24 protein-coding genes and 3 tRNA genes are annotated in these 21,755 nt (G+C 69.2%); 11 read left to right on the top strand and 16 right to left on the bottom strand.

All coding sequences use genetic code 11. The features are described from left to right. Window positions 1–68: 68 nt before the first annotated feature. Complete coding sequence (locus tag ABZ319_RS15775; protein ID WP_354987112.1) at window positions 69–593, bottom strand: hypothetical protein; 525 nt, start codon at window positions 591–593, stop codon at window positions 69–71. Between the two features lie 297 nt (window positions 594–890). Between ABZ319_RS15775 and ABZ319_RS15770 the strand changes: the two genes are divergently transcribed. After that, window positions 891–964: transfer RNA gene (locus ABZ319_RS15770), tRNA-Leu, on the top strand. 313 nt (window positions 965–1,277) lie between these two features. Next, window positions 1,278–1,862: an MspA family porin gene (locus ABZ319_RS15765; protein ID WP_354987111.1), complete on the top strand. Its 585-nt coding sequence runs from the start codon at window positions 1,278–1,280 to the stop codon at window positions 1,860–1,862. Between the two features lie 30 nt (window positions 1,863–1,892). Here the strand turns inward: ABZ319_RS15765 and ABZ319_RS15760 are convergent, their stop codons facing one another. Continuing rightward, on the bottom strand, window positions 1,893–2,390 hold the full coding sequence (locus tag ABZ319_RS15760) for a hypothetical protein (protein WP_354987110.1): 498 nt from the start codon (window positions 2,388–2,390) through the stop codon (window positions 1,893–1,895). Between the two features lie 174 nt (window positions 2,391–2,564). Between ABZ319_RS15760 and ABZ319_RS15755 the strand changes: the two genes are divergently transcribed. Further along, window positions 2,565–4,811, top strand: coding sequence for an MMPL family transporter (locus tag ABZ319_RS15755; RefSeq protein WP_354987109.1), 2,247 nt, complete (start codon window positions 2,565–2,567; stop codon window positions 4,809–4,811). A gap of 24 nt (window positions 4,812–4,835) precedes the next feature. Here ABZ319_RS15755 and ABZ319_RS15750 read toward each other — a convergent pair whose 3' ends face one another. The 4 genes from ABZ319_RS15750 to ABZ319_RS15735 all read right to left on the bottom strand — a co-directional run bounded on the left by ABZ319_RS15750 (window position 4,836) and on the right by ABZ319_RS15735 (window position 7,538). Next, entirely contained in the window at window positions 4,836–5,564 is a 729-nt protein-coding gene (locus ABZ319_RS15750; RefSeq protein ID WP_354987108.1) for a hypothetical protein, read from the bottom strand. 199 nt (window positions 5,565–5,763) lie between these two features. Further along, window positions 5,764–6,225 (bottom strand): hypothetical protein, encoded by a 462-nt coding sequence (locus ABZ319_RS15745; protein ID WP_354987107.1) that lies wholly within the window; start codon window positions 6,223–6,225, stop codon window positions 5,764–5,766. 228 nt (window positions 6,226–6,453) lie between these two features. Continuing rightward, a complete protein-coding gene (locus ABZ319_RS15740; RefSeq protein WP_354987106.1) occupies window positions 6,454–7,038 on the bottom strand; it encodes a TetR/AcrR family transcriptional regulator in 585 nt (194 codons plus the stop codon). A gap of 2 nt (window positions 7,039–7,040) precedes the next feature. Further along, entirely contained in the window at window positions 7,041–7,538 is a 498-nt protein-coding gene (locus ABZ319_RS15735; protein WP_354987105.1) for an SRPBCC family protein, read from the bottom strand. Window positions 7,539–7,593: 55 nt separating this feature from the next. Between ABZ319_RS15735 and ABZ319_RS15730 the strand changes: the two genes are divergently transcribed. The 5 genes from ABZ319_RS15730 (at window position 7,594) to ABZ319_RS15710 (ending at window position 11,047) form a co-directional block, all read left to right on the top strand. Further along, window positions 7,594–8,646, top strand: coding sequence for an LLM class flavin-dependent oxidoreductase (locus ABZ319_RS15730; protein WP_354987104.1), 1,053 nt, complete (start codon window positions 7,594–7,596; stop codon window positions 8,644–8,646). A 359-nt stretch (window positions 8,647–9,005) separates the two neighbouring features. Beyond that, window positions 9,006–9,079, top strand: a tRNA-Arg gene (locus ABZ319_RS15725). Between the two features lie 11 nt (window positions 9,080–9,090). Then, window positions 9,091–9,161: transfer RNA gene (locus tag ABZ319_RS15720), tRNA-Gln, on the top strand. Window positions 9,162–9,185: 24 nt separating this feature from the next. Continuing rightward, window positions 9,186–9,911, top strand: coding sequence for a cupin domain-containing protein (locus ABZ319_RS15715; RefSeq protein ID WP_354987103.1), 726 nt, complete (start codon window positions 9,186–9,188; stop codon window positions 9,909–9,911). Between the two features lie 218 nt (window positions 9,912–10,129). Then, on the top strand, window positions 10,130–11,047 hold the full coding sequence (locus ABZ319_RS15710; RefSeq protein WP_354987102.1) for a helix-turn-helix transcriptional regulator: 918 nt from the start codon (window positions 10,130–10,132) through the stop codon (window positions 11,045–11,047). 86 nt (window positions 11,048–11,133) lie between these two features. Here ABZ319_RS15710 and ABZ319_RS15705 read toward each other — a convergent pair whose 3' ends face one another. From ABZ319_RS15705 to ABZ319_RS15695, 3 genes are all read right to left on the bottom strand, one after another. Further along, window positions 11,134–11,496: a DUF397 domain-containing protein gene (locus ABZ319_RS15705; RefSeq protein ID WP_354987101.1), complete on the bottom strand. Its 363-nt coding sequence runs from the start codon at window positions 11,494–11,496 to the stop codon at window positions 11,134–11,136. Between the two features lie 56 nt (window positions 11,497–11,552). Then, window positions 11,553–12,461 (bottom strand): SGNH/GDSL hydrolase family protein, encoded by a 909-nt coding sequence (locus ABZ319_RS15700; RefSeq protein ID WP_354987100.1) that lies wholly within the window; start codon window positions 12,459–12,461, stop codon window positions 11,553–11,555. 344 nt (window positions 12,462–12,805) lie between these two features. Further along, window positions 12,806–13,381 (bottom strand): hypothetical protein, encoded by a 576-nt coding sequence (locus ABZ319_RS15695; protein WP_354987099.1) that lies wholly within the window; start codon window positions 13,379–13,381, stop codon window positions 12,806–12,808. Window positions 13,382–13,666: 285 nt separating this feature from the next. Between ABZ319_RS15695 and ABZ319_RS15690 the strand changes: the two genes are divergently transcribed. Beyond that, window positions 13,667–13,858: a hypothetical protein gene (locus ABZ319_RS15690; protein ID WP_354987098.1), complete on the top strand. Its 192-nt coding sequence runs from the start codon at window positions 13,667–13,669 to the stop codon at window positions 13,856–13,858. Here the strand turns inward: ABZ319_RS15690 and ABZ319_RS15685 are convergent. The 4 genes from ABZ319_RS15685 to ABZ319_RS15670 form a co-directional block, all read right to left on the bottom strand. Next, window positions 13,855–14,859, bottom strand: a complete 1,005-nt coding sequence (locus ABZ319_RS15685) for an AraC family transcriptional regulator ligand-binding domain-containing protein (RefSeq protein WP_354987097.1) — start codon at window positions 14,857–14,859, stop codon at window positions 13,855–13,857. The genes ABZ319_RS15690 and ABZ319_RS15685 overlap by 4 nt on opposite strands. Before the next feature lie 135 nt (window positions 14,860–14,994). After that, window positions 14,995–15,528, bottom strand: a complete 534-nt coding sequence (locus ABZ319_RS15680; RefSeq protein ID WP_354987096.1) for a hypothetical protein — start codon at window positions 15,526–15,528, stop codon at window positions 14,995–14,997. A 136-nt stretch (window positions 15,529–15,664) separates the two neighbouring features. Then, window positions 15,665–16,174 carry an SRPBCC family protein gene (locus ABZ319_RS15675; protein WP_354987095.1) on the bottom strand — a complete coding sequence of 170 codons (510 nt, stop codon included), beginning with the start codon at window positions 16,172–16,174 and terminating at the stop codon, window positions 15,665–15,667. Further along, window positions 16,171–16,554, bottom strand: a complete 384-nt coding sequence (locus ABZ319_RS15670) for a metalloregulator ArsR/SmtB family transcription factor (RefSeq protein WP_354987094.1) — start codon at window positions 16,552–16,554, stop codon at window positions 16,171–16,173. Before ABZ319_RS15670 ends, ABZ319_RS15675 begins: the two co-directional genes overlap by 4 nt. 137 nt (window positions 16,555–16,691) lie before the next feature. On the opposite strand from ABZ319_RS15670, the gene ABZ319_RS15665 reads away from it, so the two are divergent. Beyond that, window positions 16,692–18,155, top strand: a complete 1,464-nt coding sequence (locus ABZ319_RS15665; RefSeq protein WP_354987093.1) for an MFS transporter — start codon at window positions 16,692–16,694, stop codon at window positions 18,153–18,155. A gap of 108 nt (window positions 18,156–18,263) precedes the next feature. On the opposite strand, the gene ABZ319_RS15660 is transcribed toward ABZ319_RS15665, so the two are convergent. Further along, on the bottom strand, window positions 18,264–18,899 hold the full coding sequence (locus ABZ319_RS15660; protein WP_354987092.1) for a class F sortase: 636 nt from the start codon (window positions 18,897–18,899) through the stop codon (window positions 18,264–18,266). A gap of 22 nt (window positions 18,900–18,921) precedes the next feature. Then, complete coding sequence (locus ABZ319_RS15655) at window positions 18,922–20,160, bottom strand: hypothetical protein (RefSeq protein WP_354987091.1); 1,239 nt, start codon at window positions 20,158–20,160, stop codon at window positions 18,922–18,924. 223 nt (window positions 20,161–20,383) lie between these two features. Here ABZ319_RS15655 and ABZ319_RS15650 point away from each other — a divergent pair, with 223 nt between their 5' ends. Then, window positions 20,384–21,271 (top strand): LysR family transcriptional regulator, encoded by an 888-nt coding sequence (locus ABZ319_RS15650; RefSeq protein WP_354987090.1) that lies wholly within the window; start codon window positions 20,384–20,386, stop codon window positions 21,269–21,271. A gap of 19 nt (window positions 21,272–21,290) precedes the next feature. On the opposite strand, the gene ABZ319_RS15645 is transcribed toward ABZ319_RS15650, so the two are convergent. After that, window positions 21,291–21,683, bottom strand: coding sequence for a nitroreductase family deazaflavin-dependent oxidoreductase (locus tag ABZ319_RS15645; RefSeq protein ID WP_354987089.1), 393 nt, complete (start codon window positions 21,681–21,683; stop codon window positions 21,291–21,293). Between the last annotated feature and the right edge of the window lie 72 nt (window positions 21,684–21,755).

Below are 21,755 nucleotides of genomic sequence, written 5' to 3'. Positions count from 1 at the left end.
ACCGGGCCGTTCACCCCGCGCTACACCGTGGTCAGGGGTCAACCGGCGGCGTATCCCGTGCTGCCGCTTCAGCCGACGCTGGGCCGGCCTTCCGGCGCGGTGACCTCCGCCAGCGCCCGCAGCCGCTCGAGCCCCTTCAGGACACTGTCACGATTGCCCGCCGCCTTGATCCACCCCGGCAGACTCGCCAGCATCGCGGTGGTGGAACCCCCGGCCCCGTGCTCCCGCAGCCGCGCCCCGACGAAGGCACCCAACTCCTCGACATGCTCGACGTTGAGCGCCCAGAGCACCCGCCCCGCACACCGCGTCTGCAACCACAGCGGCCGCCCGAAATGCATATCCACGGGCGCGTTCCCCCACATCCGCCCCCAATGCCGGGTCCCGTCCCGCCCCTTGTCCCACTCCCCCATCACCGCGCACCGCGCACACGCGAGCCGCCGCGGTTCATGCGCGGCCCACGTCCCCGCCGCCTCGGTCCCCGGCCACCGCGAGCTCACCGCCCGTCCGCCACACCCCGCGCACACCACCAGAATTCGCTCGGTGAACCCCAGCAGATGCCGCCGCTCGTCGAAATGCCGCCCCACTCCACCCATATCCTCACCATCGCAATCCCCGCCCTCCCCCGCAACAAGAAACAACACTTCGCACCACCCGAATAATCGGTTTCCTCCCCCACCTGCCGGTGCTACCGTCGAAACAGCAACCGCACCAACAACTCCGGAAAGGCGGGAATCATGCTCAGCCACCTATCGACTCAGCGACTCGCCGGCCTGGTCCGGTTGCACACCCTCCACCTGCGCCTTCCCGGCAGCGGTACCTGAGGTCTACCCCGTAGACCCCTCGGGCCGCCCGTGCGAATTCGCAACGGAGCGGCCTTTTTGATTTCCCGATCCCCCGTATCCCAATTGGTAGAGGACGCCGGCTCAGACCCGGTCCAGTGCGAGTTCGAATCCCGCCGGGGGAACAAACAAAATCCACAACGGAAATGCCCGCTGCTGACCGGGCATTTGTGCTCGTGGTCAAAACTCTTGTCCCGAACCACAGAACGGAACGGGTCGGACCAGCCGCGGCCGGGTACGGCGCGACGCCGATCGCGCTAACCCGCACGCGGATACGGACCGACACGAGGAACGATCGGGGCAGCAGGGTCGAGGACGGCGTCGTTCATGCCGGTTCAGCGAGAAGTAGCCACAGATCCCGCCGCGAGAGTCGGCCGCCCGCTTCGGAGTCGATGTCGCTGCCGGTCAACATAGCTCCCTGCTATTAACCTGCCAAGCATGACAACGACTCTCGTGAAGGCCGTACTCGTAGTGGGAGCCGCTGCGGCGCTCACCGTCTCCCCCGCCGGTGCGGAGACCATCGGCATGGCCCCGCACGAGAAGACGCTCGGTGCGCTCATGGTCGGCAACCGGGAGGAGCGCATTACCCGGGTCGCACCGTTGAACATGGTCGGCACCACCCGCGAGGTGTTCGTCGGCAGTGTTGCCTACGGCCGCAACGACACCGACTCCCCGGCGAAGCTGCGGATCGGCTACCACATGGGGTGCGCGGTCGCGTTCACCGGCGATTCCTTCGGAGCGGAGCCGGACATCTACGCGATCAGCCCGGGCGGCGACGCCAACCCGACGAACTTCGGTCCCGTCGCGGAATTGACCCTGGTTCCGGGCACGGTGGAGACCATCAAGATCGCCGAGATCGATATGGAGCCGGGGCAGGTGGCGGAAATGCAGATCGACGACTTCCACATCGTGGTCAATGCCTGCGCGGGGCCCGCGACCTTGCGCCAGTACACGGCCGTTGTCTCCAAAACCACCGGGCGGCTGGCCAGCGCGGTCGTCTACGGCGACAGCACCTGGATGTAGCGATACCCGCGGCCGGGTCCGCCGACGCCGTCACACGGCCGTTCGGTCGGGTATCAGAGCCAGCAATTGGCTTGTGTGCGTGGGGATTTCGACGTCGGACAAGCCTCCGAACAAACCGCGCAACGGCACGACCGTGTCGGCGAGCAGGGCGCCCGCAGAGAGGCCGAGCAACGGAACGGGGGTGTCGAGCTCGGCGGCAGACAGGGCGGATCCGCCGAAGCCGCACAGGATTTCGGCCTGGCAGCGCAGCCGCTCGCGCAGGCCAGAGAGGTCGCCTGCCCTGTCGACCACGCGGTCGATGCTCCAGGTGTCGAGGGCATGTCGATTGTCGTAGGTGGCGTGTTCCCCCGACGCCACGGTCGCCACCGTCGCGATGGTGCCCGCGGTGACGAGGCAGACGTGGGCCAGGATCCGGCCGGCATCCCATTCGCCCGGCGGGGGCGTGTGGAGGTGCGGCGCGTCAGCCGCGGTGGAGGCGGCTTCCAGGAGCAGGTCATAGGCGGTGCGCAACGCCGTGGTGTCCAACATCTGCCAAATAATGCAGGCGTTTACCTGCATATGTCAACGGTCAGCCGCGGACCGCAGCCGACTCACCCGTCAGCGAACATTCAGCGAACCCAAGGGTAGGGTCACCCGAAGGCTCTTCTACTGACTTCCGCTAACCACTCGCAGCAATGCGAGACAGTGCTCAGGAGGAACCGGATGGCGTCGCTGCTGTATCGGCTGGGAAAGTTCTCCTATCGGCGATGGTGGGCGGTTCTCGCCGTCTGGATCCTCGCCGCGATCACCCTGAGCATCGTGAGCTCGGCGGTGTCGAAGCCGTTCGAGGACAATTTCGAGCTACCGAACAGTAGGGCGGTCGCCGCGCAGGAAGAGCTGCTGAAGAAGTTCCCCGACGCCGCGAAGGAGACCGCGCAGCCGGCCACCGTCGTCGTTCGGTCGAGCGACGGTGCGCGCCTGGACGACGGCGGCAATCACGCCGCAATCGAGCAGATGGTCGCGAAGCTGCGGGAGGTACCGCAGCTCACCCCGCAGGCCCGCGCCGCGATCGTCGACCCGACCACCGGTGAGGCGGCCGCCACGGGCCTGAGCCCCGACGGCACCGTGGCATTGATCAAACTCGACCTCGACGCCGTCCGGCACGGCGCGGACAGCGGTGTCACCCAGGAATCGATCGACACCGTGGCCGCGGCGAAGGAGATCGGCCGCGCCGCGGGCCTGACCGTCGAGAGTGCCGGCGCCGCCAACGAACCCATCGCCGAGCCGCCCGCCGAGTTGATCGGCATCTGCGTCGCGATCGTGGTCATGATCATCACGTTCGCGTCCCTGCTCGCCGCGGCCATGCCGCTGGGCTCCGCGATGATCGGCATCGCCCTGTCGACCGCGATCATCTCGATCGGCACCTCGTTCCTGACGCTCGGCACATCGACGACCGGCCTGGCCACGATGATCGGGCTCGCCGTGGGAATCGACTACTCGCTGTTCGTGATCTCGCGATACCGCCAGGAGACGACCGGGACCTCCGATCGAGCGCACGCGGCCGGCGTCGCGGTCGGCACCGCGGGCTCGGCCGTCGTCTTCGCCGGCACCACCGTCGTGATCGCCTTGGTCGCGCTGGGCTTGACGGGCATGTCCTTCCTGACCCAGATGGGTCTGGGCGCCGCGATCACGGTGGTGCTGGCGGTGCTGGTCGCGCTCACCGTCCTGCCCGCCCTGCTCGGGCTGTTCAAGTCGGCGGTGTTCAAACCGCGAATCCCGCTGCTGTGGACACCGGAGAAGAGCACGGATCACACGGTCGGGCACCGCGTGGGCGTGGAACTGACCAAACGGCCGCTCCCCTACCTGATCGCCGCCGTCGCGGCACTCGCCCTGGCGGCGGTGCCGATCACCGGCCTCCAACTCGGCCTGGACATCACGCCCCAGTCGGACAAGGCCGCGGTCAAGATCGAGCGCGACGCGTTCGGCGCGGGCAAATCCTCACCCCTGGTCGTCGTGGTGAGCGCGGACAACCCGGCCGACGCGACCCGGGCCACCCAGCTCATCGGTGAGCGCATCCCCACCCTCGGGCACATCGCCGATCGCGGTGTCGTCGGCCCGATTCCGAACGCCGCGCAGGACGCGGCACAGTTCATCGTCGTCCCGCAGAGCGGTCCGTCGACGCCGGAAACCAAAGCGCTGCTGGAAGATCTGCGTTCCGCGGCGAAGGACGTGGGGCAGTCGACCGGGACCTTTGTCGGGATCGGCGGCGCCGCCGCGATCAACGCGGATTTCGCCTCGACCCTCACCGACAAGCTGCCGCTGTACGTACTCGTGGTCGTCGGCCTGGCGTTCATCCTGTTGATGATCGTCTTCCGGTCCGTGATCATCCCGCTCATCGCCTCGCTCGGATTCCTGCTGTCGATCGCGGCGACCTTCGGCGTCACGGTCGGGATCTTCCAGGACGGCTGGCTGGGCTGGATCAAACCCGAGGACCGGGGGCCGATCCTGGTCTTCATGCCGATCTTCCTCATCGGCATCGTCTTCGGTCTCGCCATGGACTACCAGGTGTTCCTGGTGAGCCGCATGCGCGAGGAATACCACCACGGCGCGACCCCGATCGACGCCATCCGCACCGGATACAGCGCCGGCGCACGCGTGATCACGGCCGCCGCGCTGATCATGATCTCCGTGTTCGCCGGGTTCACGCTCTCGGCCGAGACGTTCCTGAAGCTGATGGGACTGTCGATGGCCGTCGCCATCGTCTTCGACGCCTTCCTGGTTCGCATGATCATCATGCCCACCACCATGGCGCTGCTCGGCGACAAGGCGTGGTGGATGCCGGCCTGGCTCGAACGGATCCTGCCGCGCATCGATGTGGAGGGCGAGAACCTCCGCGCCGCTTCCGACCCGGACGCGGCGCGGCCCGCCGATGCCGACCGGACCGTACCGGCCTCGGGATCGAATCGCTGAGCGAACCACCCGGGAGTCACGGCCTCACCGGCCGGAAAGAACACTCCTGCCCAGCAATTCGAGCCGGTGCGCGGCGGTGGGGCGAAATCCCCACCACCGGCGATGGACGGCCGCGGCCCGCGACCGCGGCCGCTCGCCCGCGTGCAGGGCCAGCAGCATCGTGCGCACCGCGTCACCACCCACCCACCGGGCCGCGTTCGCGTCGGCCTGGAAGTACTCGCGACGCGACTCGCTCGCCGACATCGCCCAGTACCCGGCGACCAGCAGCACGAACCCGGGCAGCCCCACCACGGAGAACGAAGCGGGCGCGAAGAGAATGCACAGCGCCGCCCCGGCCAGCACCGCGAAGAACGCGAGCGCGGGGCGGCCGGTGGCGGCGCGTTCGAACCAGCGATCCCACGTCGCGGTCCGCGACGGATAGTCCTCGAGATACCGGGAACCCAGCTCCGCGCGGGACAGCTCCACCGCCAGCAGTGCGTCGCGACCCGGTGCGCCGAGGTCGGCGTAGACCTCCGGATCGACCGAAACGTATTCCGGCACAACGGTTACCCACTGGCTTCGCAGGAGCGGGGTCCGCCACCGACGCACCGTGGACAGCGTCGAGGTAGCCGCGTCGCGCGGATCCGCCCGCGCGACCAGCCGCACCGGCAGGGACCGCGGGGTGATCGAGACGGGACGGAATACCGCTTCAGCGGCGAGCCGAGCCGAGCGCGCGTTCGCATCCTCGGTCAGTGTGCTCAAACCTCCGGACACCGGCCGAACTCCTTCCATCGCACCGCAATTCTTCGCCCCACGGGCAGAGCCGAAGCATACGACTCCGGCTCCCGCCCCGCGCGCCGCGCACACCCTCGATTCTCGGCGCGGCCGATCGAATCGCGGGATCGTGCGCGGGCGCATCGGGCCGAATGGAATATCGCGGATCGCTACGACCGAAACGGCGACCGGCGAGGATTCAGCTCACCTGGTATTCGGCGCTGCATTCGCCGTTGGTGTAGTTCTGCCCCTCACCGTGATTGAAGACGTTCAGGTTCAGCAGAATTCGGCCGGGCTTGGTCTCCACGCCGGAGATGGTCAGCGTGTTGTCGGGGCCTTTCACCTGGGCGGAGGTGTTCGCCACCCCGCTCCTGCCGGTGTCGAGGTTCGCCCAGTTGACGGAGAACTGCTGGTCGTAGGCGAAATCGGTCCCCGCATCGGTGTGCAGCTTCAGGTCGACGGAACCATTGCCGGAAGTCGCGAAAACCTCGCTGGACGCCGGGGTCTGGAAGGGTTCCACCGGAACGGGGTAACTCATCGTGCATACCGCGGCCCCCGGGTCGTTCGGGGCGGCCGAAGCCGCGGGCGCACCCGCGGCGGTAAGTGCGACGCCGGCGACAGCGGCTATCAGTGACAGGGCCGAGCGCGTGCTTGAATTCATCGAACCGTCCCATCGAATATCGAGATGTACTGGATGAAGAGTGTTGCCTCGCTGCGAAATACCGGCCGGCAACCGACACCAGCCTAGCGAGGCTCGGGAAAGCGCGCCAACAAGCACGAATGTCGAATCATGCTCTACCAAAATGGCTTTCGATCGGACAGACATCACATTCATGGGCATTCGAATCCCGATCGAACACCCGGAAAGCGTGGCGAGTTCGGGTGGCCGTCACCGGTCCGAGTGCGGGACCGCGGCGAGCAGCAGGGGTTCCAGTTCGGCGGCCACCTGTTCGAGGGGCCGCAGGGAGCGATCCACCCGGGACAGGACTATCGCACCCTCCACAGCGGAGAGGGTCAGGGTCGCAAGGGTTTCGGCTCGCGCGGCGGGGACGCCGGCGGCCAGGAGCGAGGCGGCCAGGGCGGTGCGCCAGCGAGTCAGGATCGCGGCCACCTCGGGGTGCAGGGCGCGGTCGTCCTCGGTGCCGCCGACCGCCACCGCCACCGCGGGACAGACCGCTTGGAAGTCGCTGTCCCGGAGCAGTTTTCGCCAGAACTCCAGGAGCACCCGCAACGCCTCGCCGGGACCGGCAGCCGCGGACGACTCGATCAGGGCGGTGATCGCGTCACCCGACAGGCCCAGACTCTCGCTCAGGAGCTGGCGGCGGCCGCCCGGGAAGTGGTGGTAGACCGACCCGCGGGGCGCACCGGTGCGGGACAGGACGGCGTCGATCGTGACTCCGGCGGAGCCGCGTTCGCGCAGCAGTTCCACACCGCCGATCAGCATTCTGCGTTTGGTGGCGCCGCGTTCGGCCATGACTACCCCCGCGCCTCCGCCGCCGCCTTCACGGCCGCCAGGTTGGCGCGCATGTTGCGCTCCCACTCGGTCAGGCGATTGGCGACGATCCGGGCCTCCTTGTCCGGCATGGCGGTGATGGCCACGTTCAGGCCGGACGGACCCGGGCCCATGCGGCCCCACTGCCGCACGATCACACCGGAATTGGCCGGGTCAACCTCGAAACCCCAGGTGGCGCTGACGCCATCGGGGCCGTGCACCGCCCACACCCAGCGCCGCTCGGGCTCCAGCTCGATCACCTCGCACTCGGTGCTCCACGCACCCAAAGCATCGTGCCGGTTCGTACCGCGAAAGCGCGCGCCCAGCGCCACCGCGTCCGCATCGCCGAGCCATTCCACGGTGGCGAGTTCCTCGGACACCCGGGACGACAGCGTGATGTCGGTGAGCAGCTCCCAGGCCCGGGCGGGCGTGCAGGCGACGCGTTCGGAGACTTCGACGGTCGGTTGATCGCGGTAGCGCACGCTGCGGCCTCTCGGGGGTTCCCAACAACAGTTTCTATGATCTATAACATAGTCCATGGTCGAATCGGATCCCATACGGAAATCACTTCGGGTCGGCGTCGTCATCGAGCCCCGCCTGCCCGGCGCCGCGGACTTCGCACGGGAAGCCGAACGGCTCGGCGTCACCTCGCTGTGGGTGCCGGAGGTCTGGGGCTACGACGCGCTCACCGGGCTGGCCTATCTCGCCGCCGAGACCGATTCGATCGAGCTGGGCACCTTCGTGGTTCAGCTCGGATCCCGCTCCCCCGCACTGCTGGCCACCTCGGCGCTGAGCCTGCAGGAGCTGTCGGGGGGCCGGTTCCGGCTCGGCATCGGCGTCTCCGGGCCGCGGGTCATGGAGGGCTGGCACGGGGTGCGCTTCCGCAAACCGGTGCGCACCACCCGCGAAACCATCGAGATCGTGCGCCTGATCAGCCGCGGCGAACCGCTCGCCTACGACGGCGAGATCTACACCCTGCCGCTGCCCGACAGCGCAGGTCGCGCCCTGCGGCCGATGGTCGCACCGCGCGAGGTACCGATCTACGTGGCGGCCATGGGCCCGGCGAACCTGCATCTCACCGGCGCGGCCGCGGACGGCTGGCTGGGCAACGCGTTCATTCCCGAAGCGGGCGAGGTGTTCCTGGACCCGCTGCGCGCCGGCGCGGAATCCGCCGGGCGCACCCTGGCCGATCTGGATCTCGTCGCGCCGGTCGCCGTCGAGTTCGCCGACTCCGACGCCGATGCCGCGCAACGGATTCGACGTCACGCCCAGGGCTACGCGTTCACCATCGGGGCGATGGGCGCGGGCGGGCGGAACTTCTACAACGAGGCGTTCGGCCGCATGGGTTTCGGTCCGGCCGTGCAGCGGGTCGCCGAGCTCTGGGCCTCGGGCAATCGCGACGAGGCCCGGCGGGCGGTACCGCTGGAGCTGGGCAGTCACACCAATCTGGTCGGGACGCCCGAGGCGATCGCAGAGCGGATCGAGCGGTATCGCGCGGCCGGGATCTCGACCCTGCTGGCCAAGATGGAGACCCCGTTCGAGGAACAGCTGACCACGCTGCGGCGCCTGCTCGAGCTGGCCCGCGCCTGACCGGAACGGCGGGGCCCCAATTAATCGGTTTACCAACCGAATACGCGCTTGCTACCGTGATGGCAACGCACCGACGAGACCTCCGAGGAGGGTGAGGCAATGGCACGACAGCAGCGGAATCAGCAGATCATCCGGCTCGACGGCGTCCGTGGGCGCACGCTCTTCGTAGCCGGCTGCCGCCGAATCCGGAGTGGCACCTGAGGTCCGTGCACGAACTCATCTCAGGGCCGCTTCGAGGATTCTCGAAGCGGCCCTTGCGTTTTCCGAGACCCGCCCCGGCCGAGCGGGAATCATCCCACCCCCACCCCGAGCACCTCAGTGCCGAGTAGATGTCAACGACGACATTCGCCCGGGGTCCCATGCCCGTAGCTCAAACGGATAGAGCGCTTGTCTACGAAGCAAGATGTTGGAGGTTCGAATCCTCCCGGGCATACCGATTGTCGATGAAGCGTGGTGTAACGGCAGCATGGCGAGCTCTGACCTCGCCGGTCCAGGTTCGAATCCTGGCGCTTCAGCTTCCGCGGCGTAAATTGGCGGCAATGCCGAGCGATCAGATCTTCCTGCTGCTGAGCCTGCCGGAACTGCGGGCGTCCGACGGACCGATCACCGTGCGGGAATCCGCGGGCCGGTCGCGGACCGCCCCGGACGAAGCCACCCTGCTGGCTATCGCGAACGGCTCCCATCGGGACGCGAGCGAACCCATGGTGGCCGCCGTCCTCGATCCCGCGCTCGTCCGCGCCGACGGATCCGTCGAACGTGCCGCGATCACCGAAATTCGCTATGCCCGGCGCGATGTCACCGGCGCGTATGTCGGCCTGGACCGCCGTTCTCCCCTGGTCGACGCCCTGGATCTGCTGCCGCACCCCGAGGGCGGCTGGTTCCGGGAAACCTGGCGCAGCGCACACTCGTTCACCCCGTCCGGCTATCCGGGGGCGCGCGCCGCCGGCACCGGCATCTACTACGTGCTCGGCCCCGGCGAGCGATCGGTGTGGCATCGGGTGCGCTCGGACGAGCTGTGGCTGTGGCACACCGGCCTGCCGCTGCGTCTCACCCTCGGCGGCAACGGTTCCCGGCCGGACGACTTCCGGGACCACGTGCTCGGGGGTGACGTACTGGCGGGGCAGCGACCGCAGGTGCTGGTTCCGGCCGGGTGGTGGCAGAGCGCGGAACCACTGCCGGGAACGGCGGACGAGGTTCTGGTCAGTTGCGTCGTGTCGCCGGGATTCGACTTCGCGGACTTCGAATCACCGAAATCGGCGGGCTAGCGCGACGCCCCGGGCGACGTGATGCACGCTGACCCGGGCGAAGTCGGCGATGACCCGAATCACCGGGTCAATTGCGCAGATTGTCACATTTCAGCTGGTCCGGGGATTTTTTGGAAGGACCAGCAATCCCCTTGGCGGACATGCGATTCCGCTATGATTCACGATTTACCCACCCCGGCTTGACGCGACTGAATCGAGATGATTCGATCTGAATCATCATGAACCCAGAGAATCAGCCGCCACCGGGCGCGACCGACGCGGCATCCGCCGCGAACTCGGTTGCGTACCAGTCGCGCCCGCGCCAGCAATTGGCGGCGGAGCTGCGGCGGCTGCGGGACATGGCCGGGATTTCCGGGCGGGAGCTGGCCAAGCGCGTCGGCATCAGCCAGTCGACGCTGTCCCGGATCGAGGCGGGACAGGTGGTGCCGCCGCTACCCCAGGTACTCGACTGGGCCGAAGCGGTTGGCGCGCAGGATGATTGCCGGCATTCGCTACGCGCGCTCACCGAAGCCGCGCATACGCCCGAGATGCAGGATTGGGCGGCGTCGCTCGCGATCCGCCCGCACCTGCAGGACGACGTGCGGGCCTTCGAACAGGACGCACGGGTGGTGCGCAACTTTCAGCCCGCGCTCATGCCGGGTCTGCTGCAGACCGCCGACTACGCCCGCCGGGTGTTCGCCACCTTCGATCCGCCCTACGCGCCCGACGCCCTGGCGTCCGCGCTGGCCGCGCGTCTCGAGCGCCAGCAGGTGCTGTACGACCCCGCCAAGCGCTTCGAATTCCTGATCACCGAAGCGGCCCTGCGTTTTCGGCCCGGACCGTACCGCATGCTGCTCGCCCAGCTGGACCGGACCATCTCGATCGAAACCCTCGATACCGTCGAGATCGGGGTGATTCCGCAGGATATCGAGGCGAGCACCACGATCCCGCACGGTTTCGTCATCTACGAGAACGAGGACCACGCGATCGCCTCCGCGGAGCCGATCGCGGGCAACCTGGTGACCCGTGGCCCCGAACTGGTCGACGCCCATCGCCGCCGCTGGACGGCGCTGACGGGAATGGCTTTGTTCGACAATGATGCCCGCGAATTTCTCACCGAACTCCGGGACGAAATCCACCGCATCGCAACCCAATGACCATTTTCCAGCGGCCGTCGAGGGGTCGGCCGCATGTGGGGGTGGTGGTGTCGCAGCGAATTTCGCTGCGACACCACCAACACACATCAGTCGCCGAAATCGAATTCGCCGGCGCGGACACCCGAGGTGAACGCCCGCCATTCGGATTTCGTGAACCACAGCGTCGGGCTGTGCCTGTCCTTGGAATCGCGAACCGCGATCTGTCCTTCGTGGTAGGCGACCTCGACGCAGTCGCCGCCACCGTAGCTGAAACTGGCCTTGGCGAACCTCGGCCCACGATGGTCTCCGCGAATCGTTTTGCAGTTCATGACATTACTTCCTTCCCCCCGGAGGGTCACTCCCCATGACCCTGCACGCGAATCTCTTACGACGAACACAGTGCTATCCGAACCACCGGCCGCGCAACTGAATTCATCGCTCTCGGCGCGCCGCCACATCGAATTGCTCATAACCGCAACTCTACGGCGACCCACCGACAATTCCGGGCGTCCACGGGGGCTCGGGTTCAGCCCTCGGAGATCAACTCCTGCATGGCTCCGGCCACCGCGGAATCGCCCTGCGCGGTCGGGTGCCAGGGGAATCCGAACAGTTCGGTCCCCGGGTCGAAGATGCCGTCCACCCAGGGCTCCGGGGTGCATGCTCCGTGACCGGTGGTTACCGATCGGCTATCGAGAAAATCCACCTGCAGCAGCGCCGCCGCTTCGCGCTGGGCGGCGTCGATCCGATCCAGAAACCCGGTGACCGCCCCGGCTCGGGGCTGCACCACATCGACACCCAGCACACTCGCGCAAGCGGATTCTTGCCCGGGGGAATGTATTTCGGGGTAGCCCACGAAAACCACCCGCGCGTTCGGCGCGTAGTAGCGAATGTAGGTCACCGCCTGGCGGACCCGGTCGGCGTAGGCCCGGCCGGTGACCGCGTCGAGGTCCGGGGCGCGGCCCTGCGCGGCGGCCTCGCGACCGCAACCGGCGAGCACATCACTCAGGCAGGCCATCGACAGCGCGACCGGTTTCTCCGCGCCCCAGGCGTCGTTCATGCCGAGTTGAATCGCCACCGTGCGGGTGCGCGCCCCGAACGCGTTGTCGGCCATGGCCCGCTTCACCTGATGCGCCAGCGTCCAGCCCGAGGTGTCGATGGTGCCGCCCTGGCACGAGGTGTCCTGGACGTCGTCCGGGGCCAGCTCCAGCCGCCGGGTGAGCTGGGTCGGCCACGAGGTCGGCACATGCGCACAGCCGGTGTCCGCCCCGGTGTTCACCAGGTCGAGGATCTCCCCGTTGGCCGCGAAGGAATCGCCGATCACCACCAGGGTCTTGCCGTCCGGAGCCTGCGCCGTGGCCGGCGGCGTCACCGCGGTGAGCACCGCGGCCGCGCCGCACGCCGCGGTGAGCACCCGCACCCGAGCCGAACTCTTCACTGCCGTGCACCTCTTGTCGATCCGTAGCGAACCGCCAAACTGTAGCCGCGCACGGCACACGCCGAGCCAAGATCGAAAACTCCGTGTTCCACACCGTCCACCCTCAGGCGCCGGCCGTCTCCGCCGCCGTGCGGCGCGCCGCCACCTCCCGGCAGATCCGCGGCAGTGCGGTACCGATCGGCTCCCGGATCACCGCGGTGGCGAGGGCGTCGTAGGGCCGGTCGAGATCCCGGCGCCGGTCAGCACCGCCACCCGGGAGACGCCGTGCGCCCGGTCCATTTCGTTCATACCGGGACGTTAGGTGAGCCCGGGAACCGGGCGCGACCGAATTTCGGCGGGCCGCGCTAGCGGGGGTGGGTGCAGTTCCGCAGCGACTCGAACGCGCTGTAGAGGTCGTTCTCCGCGTAGATCTCCGCCTCGTCGGTGGGCACCTGGCGGCGATGGCCTATGATGTAGTGCGAGGCCAGCTGGCGCAGGCCGCCGCGGGGATCGCGGTCGTGGACGCGGCACAGCAGGCTGGCGCAGCGGTTGCACTGGATCCACGGAATCACCAGCAGGCCGGCCAGCGGCGTCGCGCCGAGGCCGAGCGCGGCGGCATCGATCGGGGCCGCGCACTCGTCGGCCACCAGGCGCACCGCGCCCGCATCACCGGAATCGCGGACGCACGAGGCGATCTCGGCATGCAGCGCCGTGCGCTCACCCCATTCCTCGGCGAGCACCTCCAGTTCGGCGCGCACCATATCGGCGACCGGCACCTGATCTTCGAGCAGGCGCTTGGTCAGCAGCGTCAGACCGGCTTCCTGTTCACCGGCCGCGCGGCAGTCGCGAAAGCGCGCCGCGTCCTGGTCCGTGGGCAGCAGGGCCGCCAGCCGTTCCCACAGATCGGTTTCGTATGCGTAATAACGGCTTTCGATTTCCACGGAGGGCACACTACTGCCCCGGGCCGGATCCGCCCGCGCGCTCCCGCGCGGACCGGCATTTCGCGCGCGGCGACCATGCCGCCGGCGCATCCCGCGGGCGGTCTCGGCGGACCGTGACGCGTTTGCCCGATGCTGACGCGTTCTGGACTGGTCGTGCAGCGACTGCGGGGCAACACTGGATGTCCACGGCGCGCCACGCGGTGCGAATCGGCATCCGCCACCGCATGTTTCCGCCCGCCGGTCCAGGACGCACACCCGAGTCGAACCGCTTGCGAGGAGATCCACGTGCAACACTCCCGAGAACGTGCTCTTGCCTATGTGGTGGCGGCATTGGAAGCCAAGGGCACGGCGACCCGGGAAGACTTCGACGTGCACGGAATCGTCGCCACCTCACACGCGCTCATCGAGGATTGGGATTTCGCGACGATGGAACACGCCACCTTCTGGCGCATCGCCGCCAGCCATCTGCGGACCTAGCGCGGCGGCGCGGGAGCGTGCGCATGGGCCACCACGGCCCAGCGCAGCGAGGCCCGGCGCATGGACGCCGCGTCGGCGTAGCCGAGCAGCTGCGCCTGTCTGCCCCGGCTCACCGGGCCCGCGGTGGAGGCCGCCACCAGCCGGGCCGAACGCGCCCGGTCCAGCTCCTGTCGCCAGGTCGTGCCCGCGTCGGCCAGCCGGCGCTGCAGCGTGCGCGGACTGGTCGCCAGTCTGCGCGCCACCACGTCCAGCGAGACCTCGCCCTCGTCCAGGGCCTGAGCGACCGCCACGGCCACGCGCTCGGGCCACGCGGATTCCAGCGGCGGGGGCGGCGGCAGCGCCTCGGCCAGGGGGCGCAGCACGGCCGCCAGCACAGGATCGGCGGTGGTGAGCGGGCGCTCCATATCGGCGGGGCGGAAGGTCATCGCGTCGATGTCGGCGCCGAATTCGATTGCGGTGGTGCCGAACACCTCCCGGTAGGTGTCGAGCCGGCGCGGTGCGGGACGGCGCAGCGCGACCCGCACCGGGTTCAGCGGCGCGGAGACGACGTGCCGCGCGCGGGTCAGCACGGCGATAAGCCCCCACAGCTGGGTGTAGTCGCGCGTCGCGTCACCCCCGTCGACCATGTCGAGCCGCAGCATCGGTCCCCCACCGCCGTCGACCAGATCGAATCGATGGTTGGTGGTCACCGCGCTGACGTACGGGCCGCAGGTGGCCAGGCCCGCGCCGAGCGTGGGCGCGCTGGTGAACAGGTAGTCGTACAGTCCGGTCGCCTTGAGCTCGTAACGACTCGCCACGTGCAGCGCGACATCCGGGTCGTCGAGCCAGCGCGCCCCGATCTCCCACAGCCGCCAGAAGGTCTCACTCGCGACGTGAACGCCGTTGCCGGTCAAAGTCCAGTCCGGCACCCGGCATTCGCGAATCAGCCGAGCGCGATCCAAGCCCATCGCCGTCATCTGGGAGATCACGAACCGATGCAGCAATGTCTGATCTGTACCCAACGCCCCTCCTGCGCATCATCACTCGGATAGCCAAAGGCTATACCGCCCGGTGCGTCGGGGTCGCAAGTGAGGTTGATCGCACAGTGCGGGGGAAGAGCCGGGCCCACGGGGTGCGCCCGGCTCACCGGCATCCGATCAGCAGAGCGATCCGGTGCTCGATCCGCTCCCCCCGGAGCCCGAACCCGCCGAACCGCTACCGGCCGAACCCGAACCGGCCGAACCGGATCCGAAGGACCCGCTGCCGCCCGAACCCGAGCCGGCGGACCCGGTGCCGCTCGAACCGGGCACGGCCCAGCAGCCGTTCTCGCCCGGGCTCACGTAGTAGGACATGGAGGTGTCGGTGCCGTTCTGGCGGACTTCCACCTGATACAGGCCGGACGCGGACGGATTCCACGGGAGCGTGGCCGTCACCTTTCCGAAGGTATCCGCCACGGGCGTAGCCGATCCCACGACCACGTCGCCGACCAGGAACTCCACCGTCGCGAAGCGGTCGGAGCCGGTGGTGGTCGCGACGATCGTGCAGGCCGCCCCGACCCGGCACGCCGCGCCCGGCGTCGGCCCGACCGCGGCGATGCTGTCGATGGCGGCGTGCGCGGAACCGGCGGCCAGCGCCGAACCGGCCAGCGCGGCGCACACACCCGCGCCCAGGGCCAAGCGGGACTTCGTCATTGTCTACTTCCTTCCGGCGCCGGGGGGAGCGGCGCCGGGGCGGACGGTACCAGCGGCGGACCGGGAAGTATGACGAAATCAGAAGTGCTGCAACTTGATTCGGATCATCTATGACCGTGCAACGTAGACCGGGTATTCAGCTCGCGCCCGATCCCGAGTCCTGGGCCTCGTAGTACGCCTTCATGGCCGGGTAGTAGTCGTCGAAATTCGGCCGCGGGCCGTCGTTGTAGGCCGAGACCATGGCGTCGAGGTAGTACTCCCAGCCCGGGCCGACGTTCTCGACTTCGGCCTTGTCGTCGAGGTGGTGGGTGAAGCGCAGGGTGGTGATCTCGTCCTGCTGGGTCAGCTCCAGGTCCAGGCTCCAGACGCCGTAGTCGTCGGCCGCGTAGAGCGCGAGCCGGCGCGGCGGGTCACAGGCGTCGATGCGCATGTCGGACCAGCCCGCGCCTTCCTCGAAAGCCATCTGCACCTGGATCGTCCGGCCGACGCCGGGTTCGCCCTTCCACTGCCCGTACCAGCGGGCGGTGCGGTCGGATTCGGTGATGCTCGCCCACACGTCCTCGATCGGGGCGCGGAAGGTCCGGTGCAGAATCAGGTCGCGACCGGCCGCGGTGGGCACGACGCGACCGGCGGGTGGATTGGTCATGCGGTGTTCTCCCTTGCTGTCCCGGTGTCCGCCGGTGCGGCGCGATGCTCGCGGCGCGTGCGGTACACCTCGGTCTCCAACGCGTCGAAGTGCCGCTCCCAGGCGTCGCGGCGCTCGAATTGCGCGATCCAGCCCGCGATCTCACGCAGCGGATGGGCGTCGAGGGTGTAGAACCGCTGCCGCCCGGCCACTTCGTCGCGGACGAGACCGCATTCGCGCAGCACCCGCAGGTGCCGGCTGATCGCGGGTCTGCTGATCGCGAAATTCTCGGCGATCTCCCCCGCGGTGAGCCGGTCCGTGCGCAACAGCAGCAGGATCTCCCGGCGCACCGGATCGGCGATCGCGGCGGCTACTTCGTCCACCGAAAAAGCGTAACACATCGGTTACGCGTTTTCGTGGACCGCGCACCCGGACGGACTATCCCCCGATACGACTTGAACGGAATGGATCATTCTGTTCTAATTGAACGGAACCGAACATTCCGTTCCTGCAACGGACAGTCGTCAGGGAGACCGCAGTGACAATCACCACCGATCAACCAGTGATCGAAACAGGCACGACGACAACGGATTCGGACGCACCCATGCCGCGGCGCTGGATCGGGCTCATCGCGATCCTGGCCGCGACGCTGCTCAATCTGCTCGACGCCACCATCGTCAACGTGGCGGCGCCCGCGATCCGCGGCGACATCGGCGGCTCGGTCGCCACCGTGCAGTGGCTCAGCGCGGGATACACCCTCGCGATGGCGATCGGACTGCTGACCGGCGGCCGGCTCGGGGACATGTTCGGGCGGCGGCGGGTGCTGCTGATCGGGCTCAGCGGGTTCCTGATCACCTCGGTGCTGTGCGGCGTCGCCGGATCGATCGACATGCTGCTGGCCGGGCGGGTAGCGCAGGGCCTGTTCGCGGCGGTGATGGTGCCGCAGTGCTTCGGGCTGATCCGCGATCTGTTCGGGCGCGAATTCGGTAAGGCCTACGCGGCTTTCGGGCCGATGATCGGCATCGCCACCATCGCGGGTCCGATCGTGGCCGGGCTGCTCATCGACGCAGACGTCCTCGGCACCGGCTGGCGTTCGATCTTCCTGATGAACCTGCCGCTCGGCGCGGTGGCGCTGGCACTGGCCGTGTGGACGCTGCCCGCCGCCGCGCCGCTGCCGGGGCTGACGCTGGATCTGCGGGGCGCCGTCGTCGCGGGCCTCGGCATGGGCATGCTGCTGTACCCGCTGGTCGAGGGTCGCGAAGCCGGTTGGCCGTGGTGGATGGTGGCGACGCTGATCGCTTCGATTCCGGTGCTGGGGCTGTTCGTGCTCGACCAGGTGCGGCGGGCGCGGGACGGCCGGGTCGTGCTCATCGAGATGAGCGTGTTCGCCAAGCGTTCCTACACGTCGGGTATCGGGTTCGTGACCGTGTTCTTCGGTGGGGTGGGCGGCTTTTCGCTGGCGGTCGGCCTGTTCCTGCAGCTGGGCCTCGGATACGGCGCGCTGCGGGCGAGCCTGACCATGGCGCCGTGGGCGGTCGGGGCGTTCCTGGGCTCCGGGGTCAGCGCCGGGCTCGCCCCCAAGCTCGGGCGCAAGGTACTGCACCTGGGACTGGCGGGCATGCTGATCGGGCTCGTGGCGCTGTTCGCGCAGTTCGGCGGCGACGGTGCGCCCACTCCCGCGGCCCTCGCGCCGGCGCTGCTGGCCTACGGCCTCGGCATGGGCATGATCTTCGTGCCGCTGTTCGGCATCATCGTCGGTGAGCTCCAGGATCACGAGATCGGTTCGGCCTCGGGCATGTTGGAGTCCTTCCAGCAGGGTGCGGCGGCGCTGGGCGTGGCGGTGCTGGGCACGGTGTTCTTCAGCGGCTTCGCGCTCGGGGACGGGCCGGAGGTGGCGCTGACCGCGATTCGATCGGTCACCGGCGTGGCGATCGCGCTGACAGCGGTGTCGTTTGCGGTGGTGTTCGGACTGCCGAAGCAGGGTGCGGTCCAGGCGCACTGATCACTCGAATTCGACAGCGTGGCCGTGGATTCCGCGGCCACGCCGTCGGCGTATGCGGGGGCGGCGCGTGTCCGGCAGCGGACGGTGCGCCCGGCGTGTGCGGCGCGGCTACCCGGAGCGGGTCGCGGCGGCTGGCGGGTCGGTCAGCGCGGAATAGATGATGACGTTGGACAGGTACGAGCGGTTGCCGATGTCGAATTCGCCTCCGCAGGTGACCAATTGGAGTTCGGGCACGCCGTGATCAGCGTAGACGGCCCGCGCGGGGAAATCGGTCTTGGACACCGTTTCGGTGCGGGTCACCACGAAATGGGCCGTGCGGCCGTCGGTTCGGGTGACGTCGATGGCATCGCCGGGGCGGAGGTCGGCGAGGCGGAAGAAGACCGCCGGACCGCGATAGGAATCGACGTGGCCGAGGATGACCGCCGATCCCCGTTCGCCGGGGGTCGCACCGGGGCGGTACCACGACGGGCGGTCGAAGGAGGCCGGATCCTGCACCGTGCCATCGGGTGTCAAGCCCACACCGTCGAGCGTGGTGGTCAGGCCCAGGGCCGGGATGGACAGGGTTACGGGGGCCGAGCGCGCGAGCGGCGGCACCGCGGGCGGCGGCGTCCCCGAACCGGCGTCGATGGCCGTGGGCGGCGGATTCCGTTGCCCGACGGCGCCGTTGGCGGTGAGCAGGACAGCGCCCACCGCCAGCAGCAGGGCGACGACGACCCAGGACAGGGCTGATCGAACCTTGGACATGCGCTGCGTATCCGGGCCGGAGTCAGGACTCGGCGCGAGCCGGGCGGCGCACGGTGTGCGACACCAGCAGGCCCGCACCCAGGAGCGAGAGCAGGCCGAAAGCGGCCAGGAGGGCACGATCGGACGTCACCAGACCGCCCGCACCGGTTTCGGGGTGGCCGAGCGGGACGGGATAGGCGGCCGCGCCGGGGGTTCCGGCGGTGTCCGGCTGTTGCGAATAGACCGTTTCGGCGGGGGTGAGCGTTGTTCCATCGCGGCCGGACGTGCCCGGTGCGGTGTGGATCGGAGCCGGACCGACGCCGCGCGGTTGCCCGTTCCGGTTCTGTCCGTTCGGGTCCTGACCCGGGCTGTTCTGACCCGGGCCGGTCTGACCGTTCCGGCCGGGGCCGCCGGCACCGAGGCCCAGCAGCACACCTCCGAGCGCCGTGCCGCCCGCGGCTCCGCCGGCCGCCGCACTACCGAGTGCCGCACTACCGACCGCCGCGCTGCCCAGGGCGGCGCTGCCGACCCCGGCACTGCCCAAAGCGGCGCTACCCACCGCGGCACTGCCGATGCCGGCGCTGCCCACCGCCGCGCTTCCGGATTCCGCGCTTCCCGCCCCGGCGCTGCCGAGACCCGCACTCCCGAGAGCCGCGCCGCCGACACCCGCACCGGCTCCCACGGCGCCGGCCCCCGCCGCACCGGCGGCACCCGCACCGGCAGCACCGGCGGCACCCGCACCCGCACCGGCCGATCCGAGCCCCAGAGCCACTGCGGCACTACCGGTTTCAGCGGCCGAGCTGCCCGCGCCCGCACTGCCCGCGGCACCGGCGCTACCCGCGTCCGTACTGCCGGCCGCGGCCGCGCTACCCGCACCGGCGCTGCCCGCCGCACCCGCGCTCCCCGCGTCCAGGGCCTGCGAACTACCGGCCGCGAGAGCTCCGGCACTACCGGATGCCGCGGCGCTGCCCGCATCCACGACCTCCGAACCGCCTGCGCCGCTGCCGGTTCCGAGCGCGAGTGCGCCGCCGGTGTCCGTGGCCGCCGAGCCCGTGCCCGGGACGTCGCCGCTGCCGGTCACCGCGCCGACGCCGATCGGGCCGGCATCCACACCGGCCGAACCCGGGACCGCACCGAGCCCCGCGGATCCGGTGTCGATGCCCAGCGGCGGATCGGCAACAGCGGCCGGCGCGCCGAGAAAGAGCAGGGAGAGTGCCGTGGCCGAGGCCCCCAGCGTGAGAATCGAGCGCTGACGAACCGAGATTGCACGCTTGCTGATCATGTACTTCTCATCCCGTGAAGCAGGGCCTTCAGGTCGGCCGCGCTGCCGGAGGATGCCCCGATAACCATTGAGCGAATTACTCGACCCCAGGCTCGGCCCGCCGCGGATGCGAGTCCAACGCACGCACGCGATTCGGCTCATCGACGATGGCGATACCGCCCGGTCGTGCGAGCCGGACGCTGGATGTCACGGAGACGACCCCCACAATTGGTAGCCTCTCGCTATGGAACTCCGGCAATTGGAGTACTTCGTCGCCGTCGCCACCGAGTTGAGCTTCTCGCAGGGCGCGAAACAGGTCCACGTGGTGCAGTCGGCGGTGTCGGCGTCGATCGCCAAGCTCGAAAACGATCTGGGCGCCGCGCTGTTCGATCGTTCCAGGCAGCGGATCTCGCTGACCGCGGCCGGAGCCGCCCTGCTGCCGGAGGCCCGGATCGTGCTGAACGCCGCGCGCCGCGCGGCCGACTCCGTCGTCGACTATCGCGACAATCTGAGCGGCTCGGTCACTTTCGCGATTCTGCTCTCGCACGGCTCGGTGGATCTGACCGCCGTGCTCGCCCGGTTCCACGACGAACATCCCCTGGTGCGGCTGCGGCTGACGCAACCGGCCGCCCGCGCGGCGGAACGGATGGCCAGTATCGCCGACGGATCGCTGGACCTGGCGCTGGTGGCCCGGCCCGTGCAGCCGCCGCCCGGGGTGCGCGTGGTTCCGCTGGCGCGCGAAGCCGTGGTGCTGCTGTGCCCGCCCGGGCACCGGCTGGAACAGCGGGCCTCGGTGTCGCTGCCCGAGCTGGCCGGGGACTGCTTCGTCGCGCTGCCGCAGGAGTGGATCATCAGCGAGGTGATCAACGACGCGCTCGCGAACGCCGATGTGCGGCTCGAGTTCCGGTACGAGGCCGCCGCGCTCGAGATGATCGCCGACCTGGTGCGCAGTGGACTCGGACCCGCATTGCTGCCGGAATCGGCGGCGAAACGCTTCCCCGAACTGCACACCGTCCACACGACCCCGGCCATCGAATGGGAATTCGGGCTGGCCGTACCCACCGGACGTTCCACGCCCGCGGCGGCCGCGTTCACACGCACGCTGCTCGCCGAATACGGCGTGACGTTCTGACCGGCCGGGGCCGCGGCGGCTAGGCGATGTCGGCGAGGAAGATGTTGAACTTTCCGCCTGCGAGGCGGGCGGGCTTGGGGAGCTCCGCGCCGCCCTGGCCGGGGGCCACGATCCGCGCGTTGGTGATCCGGATGGTGCGGAACTGCGAGCGCACGGTGGTATCCCCCGCGGCGACCGCGTTGCGCGCCCAGTCGGTGATGCCGTGACCGAGCACGACCGCGAAGGTGCCCCGGGACTTGAAGGCGTTGACCGGCGTCGCGTACGCCCGGCCCGACTTGCGGCCGCGATGCTCGATGACCGCGAAGCCCGGGAGGTAGGGCGCGACGCGGCGCATCGCCGGATTCATGTACTTGACCTGTAGCCGATCGAACCACGCCGGGAACATCGAGGGACCGCGATCGAAAGTTGTCATTCCGAACTCCTTTGGTTGCGGTGAGCAGCCTAGTGGTCCGGCGGCGCCGGGTCCGGTGCGCGCGAGCGCACG

The organism is Nocardia sp. NPDC005978, assembly GCF_040614455.1.
In the GTDB taxonomy this organism is placed as follows: Bacteria; Actinomycetota; Actinomycetes; order Mycobacteriales; family Mycobacteriaceae; genus Nocardia.
This window is presented reverse-complemented; position numbering and strand designations above follow the sequence as displayed.